The following is a 17,642-nucleotide window of genomic DNA, read 5'->3' on the forward strand; positions in this document are numbered from 1 at the left end:
CTCGATGATGACAACTCCACGACCAGCCTACTTCAGCCCCACCTCCCCCGCCACAATCAGCCCCACCGACAGCAACTTCACCAACGTCAGGCTCTCGCCCAGCAACGCGAAACCGAGAAACACCGTGCCGAGCGAGCCGATGGCGGTCCAGATCGGGTAGGCGATGCTCACCGGCAACTCGCGCATCGCCAGGGTCAGGAAGTAAATCCCGCCTACCGCAGCGACCACGGTGATCAGCGACGGCCACAGCCGGGTGAAACCCTCGGCGTACTTCATGCCCATGGCGAAGGTGACTTCGAACCCGGCGGCAATCAGCAGAAACAGCCAGGCCACTTAGAACTCCCGGGCCAGGTCGAGCAAACGCTGCTCGGCCTCGGCCACCGACACCGCGAAGGTGCGTTCGGCGGATTCCTCGCCCTCGGCTGCGACCACCGTGACGTCGTTGATGCCGATGAACCCCAGCGCCGTGCGCAGCCATGGATCGGCGTGGTTCAACGCTTCCAGCTCGCCACCCGGGCCGAAACCGAAACCGCCGCGACTGGTGACGATCAGCGCTTTCTTGCCGCGCAACAGCGGCGTGTACTGGGCGATGCCATTGTCCAGGGTGTGGTCGAACGTCAGGCCCAGACGCACGATCTGATCCACCCAGGCCTTGAGGCCGCTGGGCACGTTGAAGTTGTACATCGGCGTGGAAATCAGCAGCAGATCGTGCTCGAACAACTCGCCCACCAGTTGATCGCTGAGGGCCAGATCGGCCTGCATCGACAGCGGCCGTGCTTCAGGCTCCGGATAAAACGCCGCTGCGACAAACGCTTCATTCACCGCCGGAATCAGCGCCCGCCCCACCTCACGACGGGTGACCTGAGCCTGCGGATGACGGACTTGCCAGGCGCTGAGAAAACTTTCCGCCAGGCGCCGCGAATGGGAGCGCTCACCGCGTGGGCTGGCATGGATCGCAAGAATCTTACTCATCTGTATCTCCTTGGGACTAGACTTGAGTGGCTGTGTGGCGCCAGATTGCTGCCATCCAGTGATCGCCTCAAATGAGCAAAAATCAGTCTTGATGAATTGATTTCATCCATGGAGTTTTCATGTTCGCTTCATTGCCGCTGACCGCCCTGCGCGCGTTTGAATCCGCCTCACGGCTGTTGAGCTTCAAGGCGGCCGCCGAAGAACTGGCGGTGACGCCGACGGCGATTTCCCATCAGATCCGCTCGCTGGAGGACTGGCTCGGCGTGGCGTTGTTCGAACGTCTGCCACGTCAGGTGCGCCTGACCGAGGGTGGCGAGCGGCTGTTCCGCAGCCTGCATGGGGCGTTTCTGGAGGTGGCGCAAAGCGTTGACACGCTGCGCCCGCAGCGCAGCGGCAGCAGCCTGACGCTGTCGACCACTGCCGCCTTCGCCGCGCTGTGGCTGGTGCCGCGACTGGGAAGGTTTTACGCGAAGCATCCGAACATCAATGTGCGGCTGGACACCCACTGCGAAGTGATCGACCTGCATCAGGACGCCAGCGTCGATCTGGTGTTGCGCTACAGCCTCGACGACTACCCGAACCTCTACGGGTTGTGCCTGTTCGATGAATCGTTCGGCGTGTACGGCTCGCCGGAACAGGTGGCGCTGGCCGCCCGCCGCACCCCGGCGCTGATCAGCGTGCGCTGGCACAACTCGAAGTTGTATGCCCATGGTTGGGAAGCGTGGTGCGCGCAGTCGGGCGAGCACTGGCTGAATCAGCACCCGGCCGTCCGCGAATACGACGAAGAACATTACGCGCTGCAAGCCGCCATCGCCGGGCAAGGGCTGGTGCTGGCGAGCAATATTCTGGTGTCGGAGAGCATCGCCAGCGGTCTGCTGGTGCCGTACAAGGGCGAGGTGCAAGTCGATGGCGCCGGTTACAGCGCCCTGTGCGTTCCGGGGCGCGAGCGACATCCCCCGGTGAAAGCGTTTTTTGCCTGGCTGCGCGAAGAGGCGCTGTTGTCGGGACTGTCGCCGCGATCGTAGCCTCGGCCCGAAGCTACGATCATTTGGGGTTTATCGGGTGGGTTTGACGGTCACCGGCGCCTTGCCTGCCTTCATCTGCTCCAGCAACGGCGCGCACTGATTCGGCTCGCCGCCGCTCGGCGCCACCAGCGCCAGCAGCCCCGCCGCCGGCGCGGCGATCACGCCCAGCGCCACCATGCCTGCTCCGCGCAGGATCAGCGGCACCGCTTTCACCCCGGCATCCGGCTTGATGAATTTGCCGCGCACGTACAACGGCGAGCGCAGGGAGATCAGACGCCAGCCCTTGGATTCCGGGGTCACGGTAAGGTCCAGTTGCTCGGTGGCCATGTTCGCCGTGCCGTCGATGTAGATGATCGCGTTCTCGGTATCGAACACGAACAGCCGCGTGGTCGCCAGCCCGGTCTTGATGTCGAAGTCCGCCGCCGCGCAGTTGATCTTCACTTCCTTGTCGCCAAAGACTTTACCGACCACGTAGTTGCCGACGTTGAGGCCCGCCAGTTCCATCAGCTCACGACTGATCGCCCCGTCGTTGATCAGCATCTTCAGATTGCCGTTGGCACCGCCCAGCAGCTTGGCCACCGAGTTGCCGCGACCGCTGATGTCGGCGTCACCATTGAGTTCACCGAAGCTGGTCTTCATCGGTTCAAAGGTCGGGAACAGCTGCTTGAGCTTGAACTTGCGCGCGGTCAGTTTTGCCCGGCCTTCCAATGGTTCAGTGCGGCCATTGAGGCGGATCTGCGCATCAAGGTTGCCGCCGGCCACGCCGAAGCGCAGCGGCTCCAGGCTCAGTTCGCCGTCGTTGAGTTTGAGGTGGGTATAGAGGTCGGTGAACGGCAGTTTCTCGCTGTGGACGATGCGTTTGCCGGTGAATTCGACGTCGGCGTCCATATCGCGCCAGCGCTCGGTCTTGAACTCTTCCACCGGCAGCACTTTGTCCGCCGGTTGTTTGCTTTCACCGCCGCGGGCCTTTTGCTTGTCATTGGAGTCGGCACCGATCAACGGTGCGAGGTCGGCGAACAGCAGTTGATTGGACAGCAGCGCGCCACTCAGCTTGGGCCGTGGCTGACTGGCGACGTAGGCGAGGTCGCCGTGAATGTCGCTGCCGCCGATCTTGCCGTTGAACTGTTCATAGCGGAACTGCGCGCCGTCCGGCTCATGCAGTTTGGCGATCAAATGACCGTCGGTGGCGTATGGCGGTGTGTCCGGGAGGGTGACACCGGTCAGCGGATAGAGATTGCCCAGGCTGGCGCCCGCCAGTTTCAGGCGCAGGTCGAGGGCGCCGAGGTTCAGCGGATCGGTCAGCGTGCCGGCGAGTTCGATGCTGGTGTCGCCGATTTTTGCCTGGGCCTGCAGCGGGAACGGTTTGGCCGCGTCCTGCAAGGCGAGCAGACCGCCGATCTTGCCCTGGCCGGCGAGTTTCTGACCGTGGTACTGGCCGGTGACTTTCAGTGCGAAGGCATAATCCTGCGGTGCGCCGCCCTTTTCCAGCGCGGTTTTCGCCGCTTTGTCGCCGACGATTTCGCTGAAGGGAATCGGTTTGCCCAGCGGATCGATCAACAGGTCGAGGTTGGTCTTGAGGGTCTGGTCGTCCAGAGTGACGTGGCCCTTGTCGAAACCGATGGCGCCGATGTCCACCACCCAGCTCGAGGGCTCGGCATTCGGGTCCTTGGGATCGAACTTGAACGTCCAGTTGGCACGACCGTCAGCCAGACGCTGCAATTGCGCGTTGGGTTCAGTCAGGTCGATACGCGGGATCGTCACCCGTTGTGCCAGCAGCGCCAGCGGCGAAATGCGCAGTTCAACCCGTTTGAGGGTGACCATCTGCGGCTGCTTCGACCAGTCCGGGTTGCCCAGGGTCAGGTCTTCGGCCACCACATGCGGCCACGGCACCCAGGCGCGCCAGCCGCCCTCGTCCGGCTCACGCTGCCAGACCACGGCGAGGTTGCCGTTGATGGCGAACGGTCGGTGCAATTCTTCCGAGACTTTGGCGTTGAGGGGCGGTTTGATCCGGTTCCAATCGAAGAACACGATGATCAGGACCAGCACCGCCAGCAACAGCACGAGGGTGGCGAAGGTCCAGGCGAAGATTTTACGCGTGCGCGTCATTGCACAAAGCTCCTGAAAACGACGGCGGATCGACACCGCTGATACGACGGGCCGTTAACGGCCCTCATGAAGTCTACGACTGACAAACAGCCCGCAGGTTTAATCGAAAGCCCCATCAGGGCCAAAAAACGGTCGCCATTCTGACCGATCGGTCGAGTCGGCGTTACCGGCCCCGCACTTTTGCGAGGCGCAAGTGGGTGGAAAATACCCACTGCGGTGCAAAACCGCTCGCCTGAAACGCCCGAGCTAGAGCCTCCCGAGCGAACAATCAATTCTGTTGATTATTACCATTGTGTTTATGAACTTTTATATCGACTTATCGAGAGTAGCATTAGCTTCGTACCCACTTTATCGCCCTCCCAAGGAGCAACCCATCATGAAACGCCAACTTCTGTTCAGTCTTACCCTCTCGATGCTGGCCAGCACCGCTTTCGCTCTGCCAGCCGCCGACCAGGCTACCCCGCAAGTGAAATCCAGCCACTCGGTGTTCAGCCAGACTGTTGCCGCTGACGGTTCTGACCGCACTCCACAAGGCCAGACCCTGGCTGAAAACGGTCGTAACCGCCTGGAAGAAAAAGGTCTGGTTCAAGATGGCTATGACAAGACCCCACAAGGTCAAACCGTAGCTGAAGGTGGCCGTGATCGTCTGGAAGAAAAAGGTCTGGTTCAAGACGGCTCGGATCGCACTCCACAAGGTCAAACCCTTGCAGCCGATGGTTCCGATCGCACCCCACAAGGCCAGACCCTGGCTGCTGATGGTTCCGACCGCACTCCACAAGGCCAAACCCTGGCTGCAGATGGCTACGACAAAACCCCACAAGGTCAAACCCTGGCCGAAGGTGGTGGTGACCGCGTGATCGAACGCAACAGCGCTTTGAGCTAAGCCCGTGGCGGCCTGGAAAAAAAGCCCAATCCCCGGATTGGGCTTTTGACTTTTCAGCAGCCTGTATAAAGAAGTCGCGATTTCCCGCTTCCATCTCCCCCGCTGCCGTTCGACGCCGACAAAGCCGATTTGCTAGAGTGCGGCGCTTGTCTTGCCTAAGAACACACCCTTGCGATGCTGCCCCGCGCCGAACAGAAACAACAGACCCGCAACGCCCTGATGGACGCTGCCCGCCACTTGATGGAAAGCGGCCGAGGATTCGGCAGCCTGAGCCTGCGTGAAGTGACGAAAACCGCTGGCATCGTGCCCACCGGTTTCTACCGGCATTTCGCCGACATGGACGAACTCGGCCTGGTACTGGTCAGCGAAGTCGGCCAGACCTTCCGCGAAACCATCCGCCTGGTGCGCCATAACGAATTCGTCATGGGCGGGATCATCGATGCGTCGGTGCGGATCTTCCTTGACGTGGTCAGCGCCAACCGTTCGCAGTTCCTGTTTCTGGCCCGTGAGCAGTACGGTGGATCGCTGCCGGTGCGTCAGGCGATTGGCCGTTTGCGTGAAAACATCAGTTCCGACCTGGCGGCGGATCTGGCCTTGATGCCCAAACTCCAGCACCTGAACCGTGAAGGCTTGAGCGTGATGGCCGACCTGATCGTCAAATCGGTGTTCGCCACCCTGCCGGACATCATCGATCCACCGGCCGAAGCCCTGCCCGAGCATCTGACGCCACAGGCGAAGATCACCCAGCAGTTGCGCTTCATCTTTATCGGGCTCAAACACTGGCAAGGGCTCGGGAGTACCGAGTAAGCAGACCAAAATCGCAGCCTGGAGCTGCGATTTTTTTTGCGCCGTAAATTGGTGCATGTAAAAACCTTCATGCACCAAAATACCTCACAATCCTGCAACATCTTGAAACATCCGCTAGGCTCCGACAGGGTTTTCCTACGTCTCGTCCGATTGGCAAGCCCCTTGCTCTAACCTGAGCATTGTCCATAGCAGGAAGCTTTCCGATGCTGGTGATTCATCGCAGAATCGACCCTCAACCCGTCTGGGCCGCCGAGTTGCACCTGACTTTCGAAGCCCGGAGCAAAAGCCGCCTGCGCTGTTTCAGTGCCGAAGGCGAAGACGTCGGATTGTTTCTGGAGCGCGGCCAGCCGCCGCTGCATGACGGCGAATGCCTGCAAGCCGAAGATGGCCGGATCGTCCGGGTCTGCGCCCGCCCCGAACAACTGCTGCACGTCACCTGCGCCAACGCCTTTGAACTGACCCGCGCGGCCTATCACCTGGGCAATCGCCACGTCGCGCTGCAAGTCGGTGACGGCTGGTTGCGTCTGCTCGACGATTACGTGCTCAAGGCCATGCTCGAACAACTGGGTGCGCAGGTCGAATCCATCGAAGCCCCGTTCCAGCCGGAACACGGCGCCTACGGTGGCGGCCATCACCATTCGCGACACGGTGACGAGGACTTCAACTACGCGCCGAAACTCCACCAGTTCGGCGTCCGTTTGTGAACCCGGCCTGGGCGCTGCTGCGCCTGGCCAGTCCGCAACTGCCGATTGGCGGCTACAGCTATTCGCAAGGCCTGGAGATGGCGGTGGATAACGGCCGCGTCGACAGCCCGGACAGCGCCCGCCGCTGGATCAGCGATCAATTGCTGCTCAATCTCGCGCGGTTCGAAGCGCCCATGCTGCTTGCCCACTGCCAGAGCGCAGCGGACGAAAACTGGGATGAATTGCGCAAACTCTGCGAAAGCCACCGCGCCAGCCGCGAAACCCGTGAACTGCATCTGGAGAGCCGGCAGATGGGCTACTCGTTGCAGCAATTGCTCAACGGCTTGCCCGAACTCGACGCACCGGCCCGCGATTTTCTTGAGCAATGCACCGAACCGCACCTGGCCCTGTGCTGGGCACTGGCGGCCCGCGCCTGGCAGATCAGCCCGCAGGACGCCCTCGCCGCCTGGATGTGGAGCTGGCTGGAAAACCAGCTCGCGGTACTGATGAAAACCCTGCCGCTGGGCCAGCAAGCCGCCCAGCGCCTGACCAGCGAACTGCTGCCGCTGCTGCAACAGGCGCAGCAGGACGCCACCCGAATCAATCCCGAACACCTCGGCAGCGCCGCGTTCGGTCTGTCCCTGGCGTGCATGGCCCATGAGCGCCAGTACAGCCGCCTGTTCCGTTCCTAGGGCCTTTTATCTGGAGAATCACATGAACACACAACCCCTACGCGTCGGCATTGGCGGCCCGGTCGGTTCCGGAAAAACCGCGTTGACCCTGGCCCTGTGCCTGGCGCTGCGCGAACGCTACAACCTGGCGGTGGTCACCAACGACATCTACACCCGCGAAGACGCCGACTTTCTGGTTCGCAATGAAGCGCTGGCGCCGGAACGCATCATCGGCGTGGAAACCGGTGGCTGCCCGCACACGGCGATTCGCGAAGACGCCTCGATCAACCTTGAAGCGGTGGATCAACTGAACCGGCGTTTTCCGGGACTGGACCTGATTCTGGTGGAGTCCGGCGGCGACAACCTTTCCGCCACCTTCAGCCCGGAGCTGTCCGACCTGACCATCTACGTGATCGACGTGTCGGCCGGCGACAAGCTGCCGCGCAAGGGCGGGCCCGGCATTTGCAAATCCGACCTGCTGGTGATCAACAAGATCGACCTCGCGCCGCTGGTCGGCGCCTCGCTGGAGATGATGAACAGCGACACTCAACGCATGCGCAACGGCAAGCCGTTCGTGTTCAGCAACCAGAAAACCGGTCAGGGCCTGGAAGACATCATCGCCTTCATCGAACGCCAGGGCCTGCTGACTGCAGCCTGATTCATTGATCAACACGGAAGCTTATTCATGACACTCAAACGCATTCTCGGCGCCATCGCACTCCTGCTGACACCGGCACTGGCCTTCGCCCACCCCGGACACGGCGACTCTGGCCTGGTGGCCGGCATCAGTCACCCGATCGGCGGCCTCGACCATTTGCTGGCGATGGTGGCCGTCGGTCTGTGGGCGGCGCAGCAGCAAGGCGCGGCACGCTGGGCGCTGCCGTGCACCTTCGTCGGCACCATGCTGATCGGCGGCCTGCTCGGGTTTGAAGGGCTGGAGTTGCCGGCGCTGGAAAGCGGGATTGCCGCGTCGGTGCTGGCGCTGGGCCTGGCGGTGGCGCTGGCCGTACGTCCGCCGTTGGTGATGGCGGTGGCGGCGACGGCGCTGTTTGCGCTGTTCCATGGCGTGGCCCACGGTCTGGAGTTGCCGGATATGTCGAGCCCATGGGCGTATGCCGCCGGTTTCGTGGTCGCGACAGCTGCCCTGCATGCAACGGGTTATGCGGTCGTGCGTTTTCTGCCTCAGGCGGCCGCGCCGCTGGTTCGACTGGCCGGAGCCGCTTCGGCCGTGACGGGCGCGTGGTTGCTGGCCGGCTGAATGGCACCTCTGATCGCTCCCGCGCATGGCGCGGGAACGATCGATCGCCACTCTCTGCTACCATGTCGCGCAATCGCCCCTGCCGTGACGACGTCCGCCCATGCCCCACGCTTCCCGCTCCACCTCCCTGCCTGAATTGACCACCCTGTTCAGTGAAGTGCAACAGCACTTTCTGGACGTGATCGTGCCCCTTTGGCAAGGACCGGGCTGGAACGCCGACATGGCGTTGCCTTACGAGGCGCTGGACGCCGCGCATCAGCCGCTGCCACCGCAGCGCTATCGGGCCATGGCCTGCGCACGGCAGCTGTATCTGTTTTCCAGCCTGATCGGGGTTGTGGATAACGCCGAAGCTCGGGCGGCCGCACTGTTCCGCTCCCTGCAACGGCACTTCCACGATGCCGAGCACGGCGGCTGGTTCTACAGCATCGATCCGCAGGGCAAACCGCTGGATCAGCGCAAGGACCTCTACACCCACGCCTTCATCCTGTTCGCTTGCGCGCATTACTGGGAAAAGTCCCGCGAGCCCTTGGTCGAATCGACCCTGAACGCTGCGCTGGAAGTCATCGGCCGGCGTTTCGCCACCGGTGACGGCCTCTATGAAGCCTGCCTCGACCGTGACTGGATCACCCTGGAAACCGGCCCGCTGCAAAACCCATTGATGCACCTGGCCGAAGCCTTCCTGGCCACGCTGGCCGTGCGCGAAGACGCACAGGTCAAGCAAGCGCTGAGCGAGTTATGCACAGCCATGCACAAGCGTTTCGTCGATCCGCAACATGGCGTGCTGATGGAAAAACCGCTGGGGGCTGTGGATAACTGGTATGAGCCGGGCCATCAGTTCGAGTGGTATTTCCTGCTGGAGTCCTCGCCCCTGCTGCGCGGTTCGAAACTGCATGCCGCCCTGGACCGGGCCTTTGCGTTCACCGAGCAGTTCGGTGTGGTGCAGCCGTCCGGTGCCGTGCGGGCCATGCTCGATCTGAATAGGGACGGACGCCCGAAAGATTCGACCCAGCGCATCTGGGCCCAGGCCGAATACCTGCGCGCGCTGACACTGCGTCCGGACAGCGAAACCGCCGTGCTGCGCCAGTTGCAGGCGTTGCAGCAGCGCTTCCTGCATGCAGGTGGCTGGAACGAGTGCCGCGACGAACAGGGCGAGGTCAGCCGCAAGGACATGCCGTCGACCACGCCGTATCACCTGGCGACCTGCTATCGCGGCCTCGCCGACTATCTGAGCTGACAGCCGTGGCGAGGGAGCAAACTCCCTCGCCACATAACATCAGGCAATCCACTTCCTGTCGCCAGTGAAGCTGATGGTCAGCCAGCGCGCCGCATCCGGTTTGCCCAGCTTCGCGGAAATCGCCTCACGCAGCAGATCCAGCTGGCCGACGCTCTGCAGTCGGTAATCCGCCGGCAACACCACATGAATCTCGATGAAGCGCGCCCGTCCGTGCTTCTGCACGTAAGACACGTAGTCATCAAAACCATGTTCGACCTTGGCCGCGTCCATTACCTGACGGACTTGGTCGTCCAGCGTGTCCGGCGCAATACCGAGCACGTCACGCAGCGCCGGGCCAAGGATCTTGAAGGCCGGCGGCAGCATGGTCAGGGCCAGCACGATGAGAATCAGCGGGTCTACAAATTTCGCCCATTCGCCATAGCCCTGGGACTTGAGCAGCAGCGCCGCGAGGAAACTGATCAACAGGCCCACCGACAGCATCGCATCCACCAGCCAACTGATGTTGTCGAACTGGATCAGGCTCGACTTGAGCTTGCGATTACGGTGGCGCACGTAGAAGAAGTAGGCGAACTCGACAACGGTAAACACCGCCGCGTAGATGATCACCAGACCCAGCTCGATTTCACGACCGCCGTTGATGATGCCGAACACGCCGTTGAGAAACGCATAGATCGCGATCAGCAGCAGGAAACTGCCCTCGATCAGCAGCACCATCGGCTCCAGATGCCAAAAGCCGAACTGGAAGCGCTGGTTGCTTTGCTTGGCGATGAGCTTCGCCGTGATCAACATCAGGACTTTGATGAACGTTGCAATCAACGAAAAAAAGCCATCGAACAGGATGGACTGGGAACCCGAAACAAAACCGGTGACGATCCCGGCGATCGCCACGGCGAACATCAGGATGGTCGATTGTTTGAGCAGCGACTGCTCACCTCGGTTACTCACTTGAACTCCTCGAAAAACCTTGAAAACCGCAGGGTGCGGCGGGGTTGTTGAGGGATGAGTCTACCTTACTGCCAGATTCTGGCCGATTTGCCCTCTTCGCCAGCCCGCTGGCGAAGAGGGCAAAACCGTATCAAGCCTTGTTACGCTCGATGGCAAAACCCGCCCAGGTCTGGCTCACCGGCATCAGCTCCAGGCTGTTGATGTTGATGTGCGCCGGTGCGTTCAGCACCCAGAAGATGGTCTCGGCAATGTCCTGCGGCTGGATCGGCTCGGCACCGGCGTAGGTCGCGTCGTAACGCGCCTGATCGCCCGCGAAACGCACCAGCGAGAACTCGCTCTCGCACAGGCCCGGTTCGATGTTGCTGACACGCACGCCGGTGCCCTGCAGGTCACAACGCAGGTTCAGCGAGAACTGCTTAACGAACGCCTTGGTCGCACCGTAAACGTGGCTGCCTGGGTACGGGTAGTTACCGGCGATGGAACCGAGGTTGACGATACCGGCGCCGCGACCGTGGGCGATCAGGCGTGGCAGCAACAGGCGAGTGCTGTACATCAGGCCTTTGACGTTGGTGTCGACCATGGTGTCCCAATCGTCGAGGTCGCACTTCGGTGCAGGGTCCACGCCCAGCGCGAGACCTGCGTTGTTGATCAGGCCGCGCAGCTTGGCGAAGGACGGCGGCAGGTTGGCAATCGCCTCCTCCATCGCCTTGCGATCACGCACGTCCAGCACCAGACCATGCACTTCGGTCTGCTTCGACAGCTCGGCACACAGCGCGTTGAGGCGTTCTTCACGACGACCGGTCAGCACCAGTTTCCAGCCGGCCTCGGCAAAACGACGGGCACAGGCTTCACCAAAACCGGACGTCGCGCCGGTGATAAACAGGGTGTTGGACATCGTGTTCTCCTTGCTTCGGCCACCCGGGGCAGCCATTGGAATAGAAAATCAGCAGGCAGCATGCCCGGCCCCGCATTCACGAGCAACCACCGACTGGCGTGCATTTCTGCTCATAATTTGATCAACCCTCGCAACGCCTTGAATGGCGTGGCCTGTAGCCACATGCACGCACGTTATCCACAAGCCCTTCCACAGTTTCCGGGGGCAAGTGGAAATGCGCAAAGCCGCGCTACACAAGGCTTTGCGCCGCAAAAGCAAAGTTTTTCGCTTGACCCTGATCCGCCGATTGTGCCGGGCAAGGCATTTTGCACGACCGACCGGTCACCGCCGTGATTGCGCAGGGCCAGTAATCACGGCCCTTAGCGCAGTCTTTCCAGAGTTTAATCACAGACTTATCCACAGGCTTGCGCACATGCATTCGCCTGTTTTGCCATGGCCATAAAAAGGTTGACAAACGAACCCTCAGCAACTGGGAAAAGGCCTGATCAAAAAACAATCACACGCCTGCAAGCCACGGTTTGAAAGGCTCTCAGCCAGCTACTCCCACGTTATTCACAGCCGGCTCCACAGCAAACGGGGACAAGTCAAAACTGTGGAAAAACAGCGATTTGCAGCGTCTATATGTCGCGCTTTGGCAGGTTGGGGATTTTGTTTTCCACAATTTCGGGAATGGCGTGGATCGTGATGGATTCTGGATACAAAAAAGCCCCGGGACTGGCGTCTCGGGGCTCTGTATCGCTGTGGAAAACCTGAAAACTCAGTGCCCGCCGAGATAGGCGTTACGCACCTCCTCATTCACCAGCAGTTCCTTTCCGGTACCCGTCAGGCGGATCTCGCCGTTGACCATCACGTACGCCCGGTCGGACAGTTTCAACGCATGGTTGGCGTTCTGCTCGACAAGGAAAATGGTCATGCCGGTTTTCGCCAGTTCCCGCAGGGTGGCGAAGATCTGTTTCACCACGATCGGCGCCAGCCCCAGGCTCGGCTCATCCAGCAGCAACAGCTTGGGACGGCTCATCAGCGCCCGGGCAATGGCGAGCATCTGCTGTTCGCCACCGGACATGGTCATTGCGCGCTGAGTGCGACGCTCTTCAAGCCGCGGGAACAGCTCGAACATGCGCTGCATGTCTTCCTTGGCGTACTTGTCGCCAATCGGGATGGTGCCCATCAGCAGGTTTTCCTCGACGGTCATGTCGGGGAACACCCGCCGCCCTTCCGGCGACTGCGCGATGCCGTTGGAGGCGATGTAGTGCGATGACTTGTGGGTGATGTCCACGCCTTGATAAACGATCTGTCCGCCTGCCGCCCGTGGCTGGCCGAAGATCGACATCAGCAGCGTCGACTTGCCCGCGCCGTTGGAGCCGATCAGGCTGACGGTTTCCCCTTCGTTGATCTGCAGCGAAACGCCTTTGAGGGCCTGGATCGGGCCGTAGAACACGTCCAGATCCTTGAGTTCGAGGATGGGTTGCGTCATACGACTTCCTCTTCGTCGGCGCCCAGGTAAGCCGCAATCACCTTCGGATCGTGGCGGATAGCCTCCGGACCGCCCTCGGCGATGACGATGCCGTGGTCCAGCACCACGATGTGATCGGAAATGCTCATTACCATGCCCATGTCGTGTTCGATCAGCACCACGGTCAGATCGTGCTCGTCGCGCAGCAGCCGGATCATCGCGCTCAGCGCTTCGGTTTCCTGAGGGTTGAGGCCGGCGGCCGGTTCGTCGAGGCAGATGATCTGCGGCCGCGTGCACATGGCCCGGGCAATCTCCAGACGGCGTTGCTGGCCGTAGGACAGTTCACCGGCCAGACGGTTGGCGCAGTCCACCAGATCCACCACTTCCAGCCAGTAGAACGCGCAGTCCAGCGCATCGCTTTCGGCCTTGCGATAGCCCTTGGTGTTGAGGATGCCGGCCAGCATGTTGCGGTTGACCCACATGTGCTGGGCCACCAGCAGGTTTTCCAGCACCGACATTTCCTTGAACAGGCGAATGTTCTGGAACGTCCGGGCCAGACCCGCGCGGTTCACCAGGTGGGTGCCGCCGAACATCTTGTAGTACAGACGACTGGCAAAGTTTTTCGGCGAGACGAAGTCGGTCGGCTTGAACGACTCGCCCAGCAACTTGATGACGTTGGTCTGCTGGCCACGCACGTTGAGTTCGATCTTGCCGCCAGAGGCCTTGTAGAACCCGGTCAGGCAGTTGAACACCGTGGTCTTGCCGGCGCCGTTGGGGCCGATCAGGGCGAAGATCGAATTGCGTTTGACCTTCAGGCTGACGTCGCTCAAGGCCTTGATGCCACCGAAGTGCATCATCAGTTTTTCAACAGAGAGTACGACTTCACTCATGGCGCAGTCCTCTCATAGTGAATGGCACCTTTGCGTGGAGTGACCCCGGTACGGCTGATGCGGATCAGCCCGCGAGGTCGCCAGATCATCATCAACACCATCAGGATCCCGAACAGCAGCACGCGGTATTCGGCGAAGCCGCGCAACAGTTCCGGGGCGACGGTCAGCACGAACGCTGCGATTACCACACCGATGGTCGAACCCATGCCGCCGAGCACAACGATGGCGAGGATCAGCGCCGATTCGAAGAAGGTGAACGAGGTCGGGTTGACGAAGCCTTGGTAGGTAGCGAAGAACACACCCGCCAGACCGGCGGTGGATGCACCGATAGTGAACGCCGAGAGTTTGACCAGCACGTGGTTGAGGCCCATCGAGCGGCAGGCGATCTCATCTTCACGCAGGGCTTCCCAGGCGCGGCCAACCGGCATCTTCACCAGACGATGCTTGATGTACAGCACGGCCAGCACCACCAGGAACAACACCGCATAGATGAAGTAGTACTTCACGTCCGGGTTGTAGGCGATGCCGAAGAACTCGTGGAACGGCACCCCGCCATCCTTCGCCCGCTTGCCGAATTCCAGGCCGAAGAAGGTCGGCAGTGGCGCCGGCATGCCGTTCGGACCGCCCGTCAGGGACAGCCAGTTGTTGAGGATCAGACGAATGATTTCTCCGAAACCGAGGGTCACGATCGCCAGGTAGTCGCCGTGCAGTCGCAACACCGGGAAACCGAGGATGCATCCGGCCAGCCCGGCGGTGATCGCCGCCAGCGGCAGCACGGTCCAGAAGCCCAGGCCGAGGTACTGATAACCGAGCGCCAGACCGTAGGCACCGATGGCGTAGAACGCCACGTAACCGAGGTCGAGCAGGCCGGCCAGACCGACCACGATGTTCAGCCCCAACCCCAGCAGCACGTAGATCAATCCGAGGATGACCACGCCCAGCAGGTAGGAGTTGGAAACGAACGGCACGGCCACGGCCAGCACGATCAGCAGCGGGATGATCCAGCGCAGCTTGGACTTGTGATCGGCGGGCAGCACATGCACGCCGGAACCGGTGCTCTCGAATCCTTCGAGGATTTTCAGGCCCTTGGGGGTTTGCAGGAACAGGCTCAAGGCAAACCGGCCGGCCATGACGATGGCAATGATCCACGCCACGCGGGTCGGTTCGAGGTTGAAGCTGTAGCCGTCGAGTACCACGCCGACAATCGGCCCGAACACGATCAGGGCAATCAGACCGGCGAGAATCGCCTCAACCAGGCTTTTTTTGACATCAATGGATTTTGTAGTGGTTGAAGACATCGCTTACACCTTCGACACAAGAGGACGGCCCAGCAGGCCCTGAGGCCGGAAGACCAGAACAAGTACGAGCAGCGAGAAGCTGAACACGTCTTTGTAGTCGGAGTTGACCAGGCCCGAGAACAGCGACTCGGAGATCCCGAGGATGATCCCGCCGAGCATGGCGCCAGGCAGCGAGCCGATCCCGCCGAGCACCGCAGCGGTGAACGCCTTGATGCCGATGACGAAGCCTGCGTAGAAGTCGAACGTGCCGTAGTTCATGGTGATCAGCACGCCGGCCAGGGCCGCCATCGCTGCACCGATGATGAACACGTAGGAAATCACGCGGTCGGTGTTGATCCCCAGAATCGAAGCCATCTTGCGGTCTTGCTGGGTCGCGCGGCACATGCGGCCGAGCTTGGTGTACTTGATCACGTAGGTCAGCAGGCCCATCCCGACGAACGCCGCGACGAGAATGAAGATCTTGGTGTAGGTCAGCTGGACGAAGCCCGAGCCGACGTCGATGCGCCAGGCACCGGTGAGCAGCGTCGGAACACCCTGTTGACGGGCGCCCTGGCTGATCTGCGCATAGTTTTGCAGAATCAGGGAGATACCGATGGCGCTGATCAGCGGTGCCAGTCGGGTGGAGTTGCGCAGTGGTTTGTAGGCGATGCGTTCGATGACCCAGCCATACACCCCCGTGACGACGATGGTGAAGACCAGTGTGCCGAGCATCAGCAGCGGGAAGGATTCGATACCGAAGTAAGCCAGCAGAGCCAGACTGATTGCCGCGAGGTAAGCGGAAATCATGTAAACCTCGCCGTGGGCGAAGTTGATCATGCCGATGATGCCGTAGACCATTGTGTAGCCGATGGCGATCAGGCCATAGACCGACCCGAGGGTCAGGCCGTTGACCAGTTGCTGCAGGAAAATACCATCCATAACGCAATCTCACGCAGTGAGAACCTGCACACCCTGGGGCGCGCGGTTCTTCTAGGAAAAATACAGATGTACGTCGGAGCAATGTCAGCCACGACCGGGCTGGCCCCCACAGAATTTCTGCAGAGGTCAGCCGATCGCGTCAGCCCTTACTTCTGTTTTTCCAGCTGGTGATATTTGCCGTCCTTGTCCCACTGGTAAACCACGTAGTCGGAGACTTTCAGGTCGCCCTTGGCGTCCCAGGTCTTCTCGCCCATCACGGTTTTCACAGGGTTGGCTTTCAGCCATTTGGCAGCGTCTTCGCCCTTGTTGGACTTGGCGCCGTTGAAGCCCGCAGCCAGTGCTTGAACCGAAGCGTAGGCGTACAGGGTGTAGCCTTCAGGCTCGGTGCCGGCCTTGCGGAAGGCATCCACTACAGTCTTGCTTTCCGGTAGCAGGCGCGGGTCGGCGCCGAAGGTCATCAGCACGCCGTCGACGTATTGCGGGCCGCCGGCGGTGGTCACCAGTTCGTCGGTCACGATGCCGTCGTCAGACATGAACTTCACGTCTTTCAGGCCTTCGGTACGCAGTTGCTTGACCAGAGGACCGGCTTCCGGGTGCAGGCCGCCGAAGTAGACCACGTCGGCACCGGCCGCGCGGATCTTGGTGACCACGGCGCTGAAGTCTTTCTCGCCACGGGTCAGGCCTTCGTACAGCACCGGCGTCACGCCGCGCTTGGTCAACTGTGCCTTGGTCGCATCGGCCAGGCCCTGACCGTAGGTGTCCTTGTCGTGCAGCACGGCCACTTTCTTGCCCTTGAGCACGTCGACGATGTAGTCGCCGGCGACGATGCCTTGCTGGTCGTCACGCCCGCACATACGGAACATGGCGCTCAGACCGCGCTCGGTCACTTGCGGGTTGGTGGAACCCGGGGTGATCGCGATGATGCCGGCTTCGTCGTAGATCTCCGACGCAGGAATGGTGGAGGACGAGCAGAAGTGGCCAACCACACCGGCGACTTTCTGGTTGGTGAGGTCCTTGGCGACCGTCACCGCCTGTTTCGGTTCGCAGGCGTCATCGCCTTTGACCAGGACGATTTTCTCCCCGTTGACGCCGCCCGCCGCGTTGACCGCATCGGCCGCCGCTTGTGCCCCCTTCATGTACTGCTCGCCAAATGCCGCGTTGGCGCCAGTCATAGGGCCCGCCACACCGATTTTCACATCAGCTTGTGCAAACGCAGAAACACCCAGCGCAGTAGCCACTGCGAGGGCCAGAAAGCCTTTCTTGTAAAACGTCTGGGACATGAGGTGGTGCTCCAAGGTTTTTTTTAGTTGGCACTGCGACTTCACTGGATTGCTCAGAGCAAGGGCCGTGCCATCGGTTTTTTATTCTTCAAAAAGTCGCTGCTTTCTTGTTATTTCGACTGTTTCGTTCCCATTTTCATTGGGCGTGCAACCGTCTAAACCGCGGAAGGTGAAACCATTTATTTTTTCAGGCGCAACCCGCACGCGCCATCATTGCAACCGCGGCGCCAAACGACGTGCAACCAGCCTGTAACAGCCCGCGTCACCGAACTGCACACTGCTGGTGCGGGACTGCTACAACCCGCACCATTACAGGCTAGTCGC

General features: G+C 61.1%; 18 protein-coding genes. 8 read left to right on the forward strand and 10 right to left on the reverse strand.

Features of this window, described 5'->3' with window-relative positions; genetic code table 11:
• Window positions 1-27 precede the first annotated feature (27 nt).
• Both AC1RMX_RS07305 and AC1RMX_RS07310 read right to left on the reverse strand, forming a co-directional pair.
• The gene (locus AC1RMX_RS07305; RefSeq protein ID WP_493071284.1) at window positions 28-333 is read right to left on the reverse strand and encodes a DMT family transporter; all 306 of its coding nucleotides are present in this window, start codon (window positions 331-333) and stop codon (window positions 28-30) included.
• A complete protein-coding gene (locus AC1RMX_RS07310; protein ID WP_102620114.1) occupies window positions 334-972 on the reverse strand; it encodes an FMN-dependent NADH-azoreductase in 639 nt (212 codons plus the stop codon).
• Window positions 973-1,091: 119 nt separating this feature from the next.
• Here AC1RMX_RS07310 and AC1RMX_RS07315 point away from each other — a divergent pair, with 119 nt between their 5' ends.
• Window positions 1,092-1,997, forward strand: coding sequence for a LysR substrate-binding domain-containing protein (locus tag AC1RMX_RS07315; RefSeq protein WP_493071287.1), 906 nt, complete (start codon window positions 1,092-1,094; stop codon window positions 1,995-1,997).
• Window positions 1,998-2,027: 30 nt separating this feature from the next.
• Here AC1RMX_RS07315 and AC1RMX_RS07320 read toward each other — a convergent pair whose 3' ends face one another.
• Window positions 2,028-4,103: an AsmA family protein gene (locus tag AC1RMX_RS07320; RefSeq protein ID WP_493071289.1), complete on the reverse strand. Its 2,076-nt coding sequence runs from the start codon at window positions 4,101-4,103 to the stop codon at window positions 2,028-2,030.
• A 376-nt stretch (window positions 4,104-4,479) separates the two neighbouring features.
• Between AC1RMX_RS07320 and AC1RMX_RS07325 the strand changes: the two genes are divergently transcribed.
• The 7 genes from AC1RMX_RS07325 (at window position 4,480) to AC1RMX_RS07355 (ending at window position 9,639) form a co-directional block, all read left to right on the forward strand.
• On the forward strand, window positions 4,480-4,986 hold the full coding sequence (locus tag AC1RMX_RS07325; RefSeq protein WP_096819789.1) for a hypothetical protein: 507 nt from the start codon (window positions 4,480-4,482) through the stop codon (window positions 4,984-4,986).
• A gap of 174 nt (window positions 4,987-5,160) precedes the next feature.
• Window positions 5,161-5,793 (forward strand): TetR family transcriptional regulator, encoded by a 633-nt coding sequence (locus AC1RMX_RS07330; protein ID WP_096819790.1) that lies wholly within the window; start codon window positions 5,161-5,163, stop codon window positions 5,791-5,793.
• A gap of 203 nt (window positions 5,794-5,996) precedes the next feature.
• Window positions 5,997-6,497, forward strand: coding sequence for an urease accessory protein UreE (ureE, locus tag AC1RMX_RS07335; protein ID WP_096819791.1), 501 nt, complete (start codon window positions 5,997-5,999; stop codon window positions 6,495-6,497).
• Entirely contained in the window at window positions 6,494-7,168 is a 675-nt protein-coding gene (locus AC1RMX_RS07340; protein ID WP_493071291.1) for an urease accessory protein UreF, read from the forward strand. Before ureE ends, AC1RMX_RS07340 begins: the two co-directional genes overlap by 4 nt.
• Before the next feature lie 22 nt (window positions 7,169-7,190).
• Window positions 7,191-7,805: an urease accessory protein UreG gene (gene ureG, locus AC1RMX_RS07345; protein WP_007950645.1), complete on the forward strand. Its 615-nt coding sequence runs from the start codon at window positions 7,191-7,193 to the stop codon at window positions 7,803-7,805.
• A 27-nt stretch (window positions 7,806-7,832) separates the two neighbouring features.
• Window positions 7,833-8,405 carry a HupE/UreJ family protein gene (locus AC1RMX_RS07350; RefSeq protein WP_493071293.1) on the forward strand — a complete coding sequence of 191 codons (573 nt, stop codon included), beginning with the start codon at window positions 7,833-7,835 and terminating at the stop codon, window positions 8,403-8,405.
• 100 nt (window positions 8,406-8,505) lie between these two features.
• Window positions 8,506-9,639, forward strand: coding sequence for an AGE family epimerase/isomerase (locus tag AC1RMX_RS07355; RefSeq protein ID WP_493071295.1), 1,134 nt, complete (start codon window positions 8,506-8,508; stop codon window positions 9,637-9,639).
• Between the two features lie 39 nt (window positions 9,640-9,678).
• Here AC1RMX_RS07355 and AC1RMX_RS07360 read toward each other — a convergent pair whose 3' ends face one another.
• From AC1RMX_RS07360 to AC1RMX_RS07390, 7 genes are all read right to left on the reverse strand, one after another.
• The gene (locus tag AC1RMX_RS07360; RefSeq protein WP_096819795.1) at window positions 9,679-10,584 is read right to left on the reverse strand and encodes a cation diffusion facilitator family transporter; all 906 of its coding nucleotides are present in this window, start codon (window positions 10,582-10,584) and stop codon (window positions 9,679-9,681) included.
• 130 nt (window positions 10,585-10,714) lie between these two features.
• Complete coding sequence (locus AC1RMX_RS07365; protein WP_007950653.1) at window positions 10,715-11,479, reverse strand: SDR family oxidoreductase; 765 nt, start codon at window positions 11,477-11,479, stop codon at window positions 10,715-10,717.
• A gap of 757 nt (window positions 11,480-12,236) precedes the next feature.
• The gene (locus tag AC1RMX_RS07370; RefSeq protein WP_096819796.1) at window positions 12,237-12,953 is read right to left on the reverse strand and encodes an ABC transporter ATP-binding protein; all 717 of its coding nucleotides are present in this window, start codon (window positions 12,951-12,953) and stop codon (window positions 12,237-12,239) included.
• Window positions 12,950-13,822, reverse strand: a complete 873-nt coding sequence (locus AC1RMX_RS07375) for an ATP-binding cassette domain-containing protein (RefSeq protein WP_096819797.1) — start codon at window positions 13,820-13,822, stop codon at window positions 12,950-12,952. The genes AC1RMX_RS07370 and AC1RMX_RS07375 overlap by 4 nt, the downstream gene beginning before the upstream one ends.
• Window positions 13,819-15,120 (reverse strand): high-affinity branched-chain amino acid ABC transporter permease LivM, encoded by a 1,302-nt coding sequence (livM, locus tag AC1RMX_RS07380; RefSeq protein ID WP_408986460.1) that lies wholly within the window; start codon window positions 15,118-15,120, stop codon window positions 13,819-13,821. Before livM ends, AC1RMX_RS07375 begins: the two co-directional genes overlap by 4 nt.
• Window positions 15,121-15,123: 3 nt before the next feature.
• Entirely contained in the window at window positions 15,124-16,038 is a 915-nt protein-coding gene (locus AC1RMX_RS07385; protein WP_007950661.1) for an ABC transporter permease subunit, read from the reverse strand.
• 146 nt (window positions 16,039-16,184) lie between these two features.
• Window positions 16,185-17,318: an ABC transporter substrate-binding protein gene (locus AC1RMX_RS07390; RefSeq protein WP_096819799.1), complete on the reverse strand. Its 1,134-nt coding sequence runs from the start codon at window positions 17,316-17,318 to the stop codon at window positions 16,185-16,187.
• Window positions 17,319-17,642 lie beyond the last annotated feature (324 nt).

It is taken from the genome of Pseudomonas sp. GW822-FHT03F04, assembly GCF_058801405.1.

Bases quoted from the DNA above. Each gene is read 5' to 3' on its own strand.
- AC1RMX_RS07355 (WP_493071295.1), top strand. From the start codon at position 8,506: ATGCCCCACGCTTCCCGCTCCACCTCCCTGCCTGAATTGACCACCCTG.
- ureE (WP_096819791.1), top strand. From the start codon at position 5,997: ATGCTGGTGATTCATCGCAGAATCGACCCTCAACCCGTCTGGGCCGCC.
- AC1RMX_RS07330 (WP_096819790.1), top strand. From the start codon at position 5,161: ATGCTGCCCCGCGCCGAACAGAAACAACAGACCCGCAACGCCCTGATG.
- AC1RMX_RS07350 (WP_493071293.1), top strand. From the start codon at position 7,833: ATGACACTCAAACGCATTCTCGGCGCCATCGCACTCCTGCTGACACCG.
- livM (WP_408986460.1), bottom strand. From the start codon at position 15,120: ATGTCTTCAACCACTACAAAATCCATTGATGTCAAAAAAAGCCTGGTT.
- AC1RMX_RS07310 (WP_102620114.1), bottom strand. From the start codon at position 972: ATGAGTAAGATTCTTGCGATCCATGCCAGCCCACGCGGTGAGCGCTCC.
- AC1RMX_RS07320 (WP_493071289.1), bottom strand. From the start codon at position 4,103: ATGACGCGCACGCGTAAAATCTTCGCCTGGACCTTCGCCACCCTCGTG.
- AC1RMX_RS07385 (WP_007950661.1), bottom strand. From the start codon at position 16,038: ATGGATGGTATTTTCCTGCAGCAACTGGTCAACGGCCTGACCCTCGGG.
- AC1RMX_RS07390 (WP_096819799.1), bottom strand. From the start codon at position 17,318: ATGTCCCAGACGTTTTACAAGAAAGGCTTTCTGGCCCTCGCAGTGGCT.
- AC1RMX_RS07315 (WP_493071287.1), top strand. From the start codon at position 1,092: ATGTTCGCTTCATTGCCGCTGACCGCCCTGCGCGCGTTTGAATCCGCC.
- AC1RMX_RS07325 (WP_096819789.1), top strand. From the start codon at position 4,480: ATGAAACGCCAACTTCTGTTCAGTCTTACCCTCTCGATGCTGGCCAGC.
- AC1RMX_RS07365 (WP_007950653.1), bottom strand. From the start codon at position 11,479: ATGTCCAACACCCTGTTTATCACCGGCGCGACGTCCGGTTTTGGTGAA.
- ureG (WP_007950645.1), top strand. From the start codon at position 7,191: ATGAACACACAACCCCTACGCGTCGGCATTGGCGGCCCGGTCGGTTCC.
- AC1RMX_RS07375 (WP_096819797.1), bottom strand. From the start codon at position 13,822: ATGAGTGAAGTCGTACTCTCTGTTGAAAAACTGATGATGCACTTCGGT.
- AC1RMX_RS07370 (WP_096819796.1), bottom strand. From the start codon at position 12,953: ATGACGCAACCCATCCTCGAACTCAAGGATCTGGACGTGTTCTACGGC.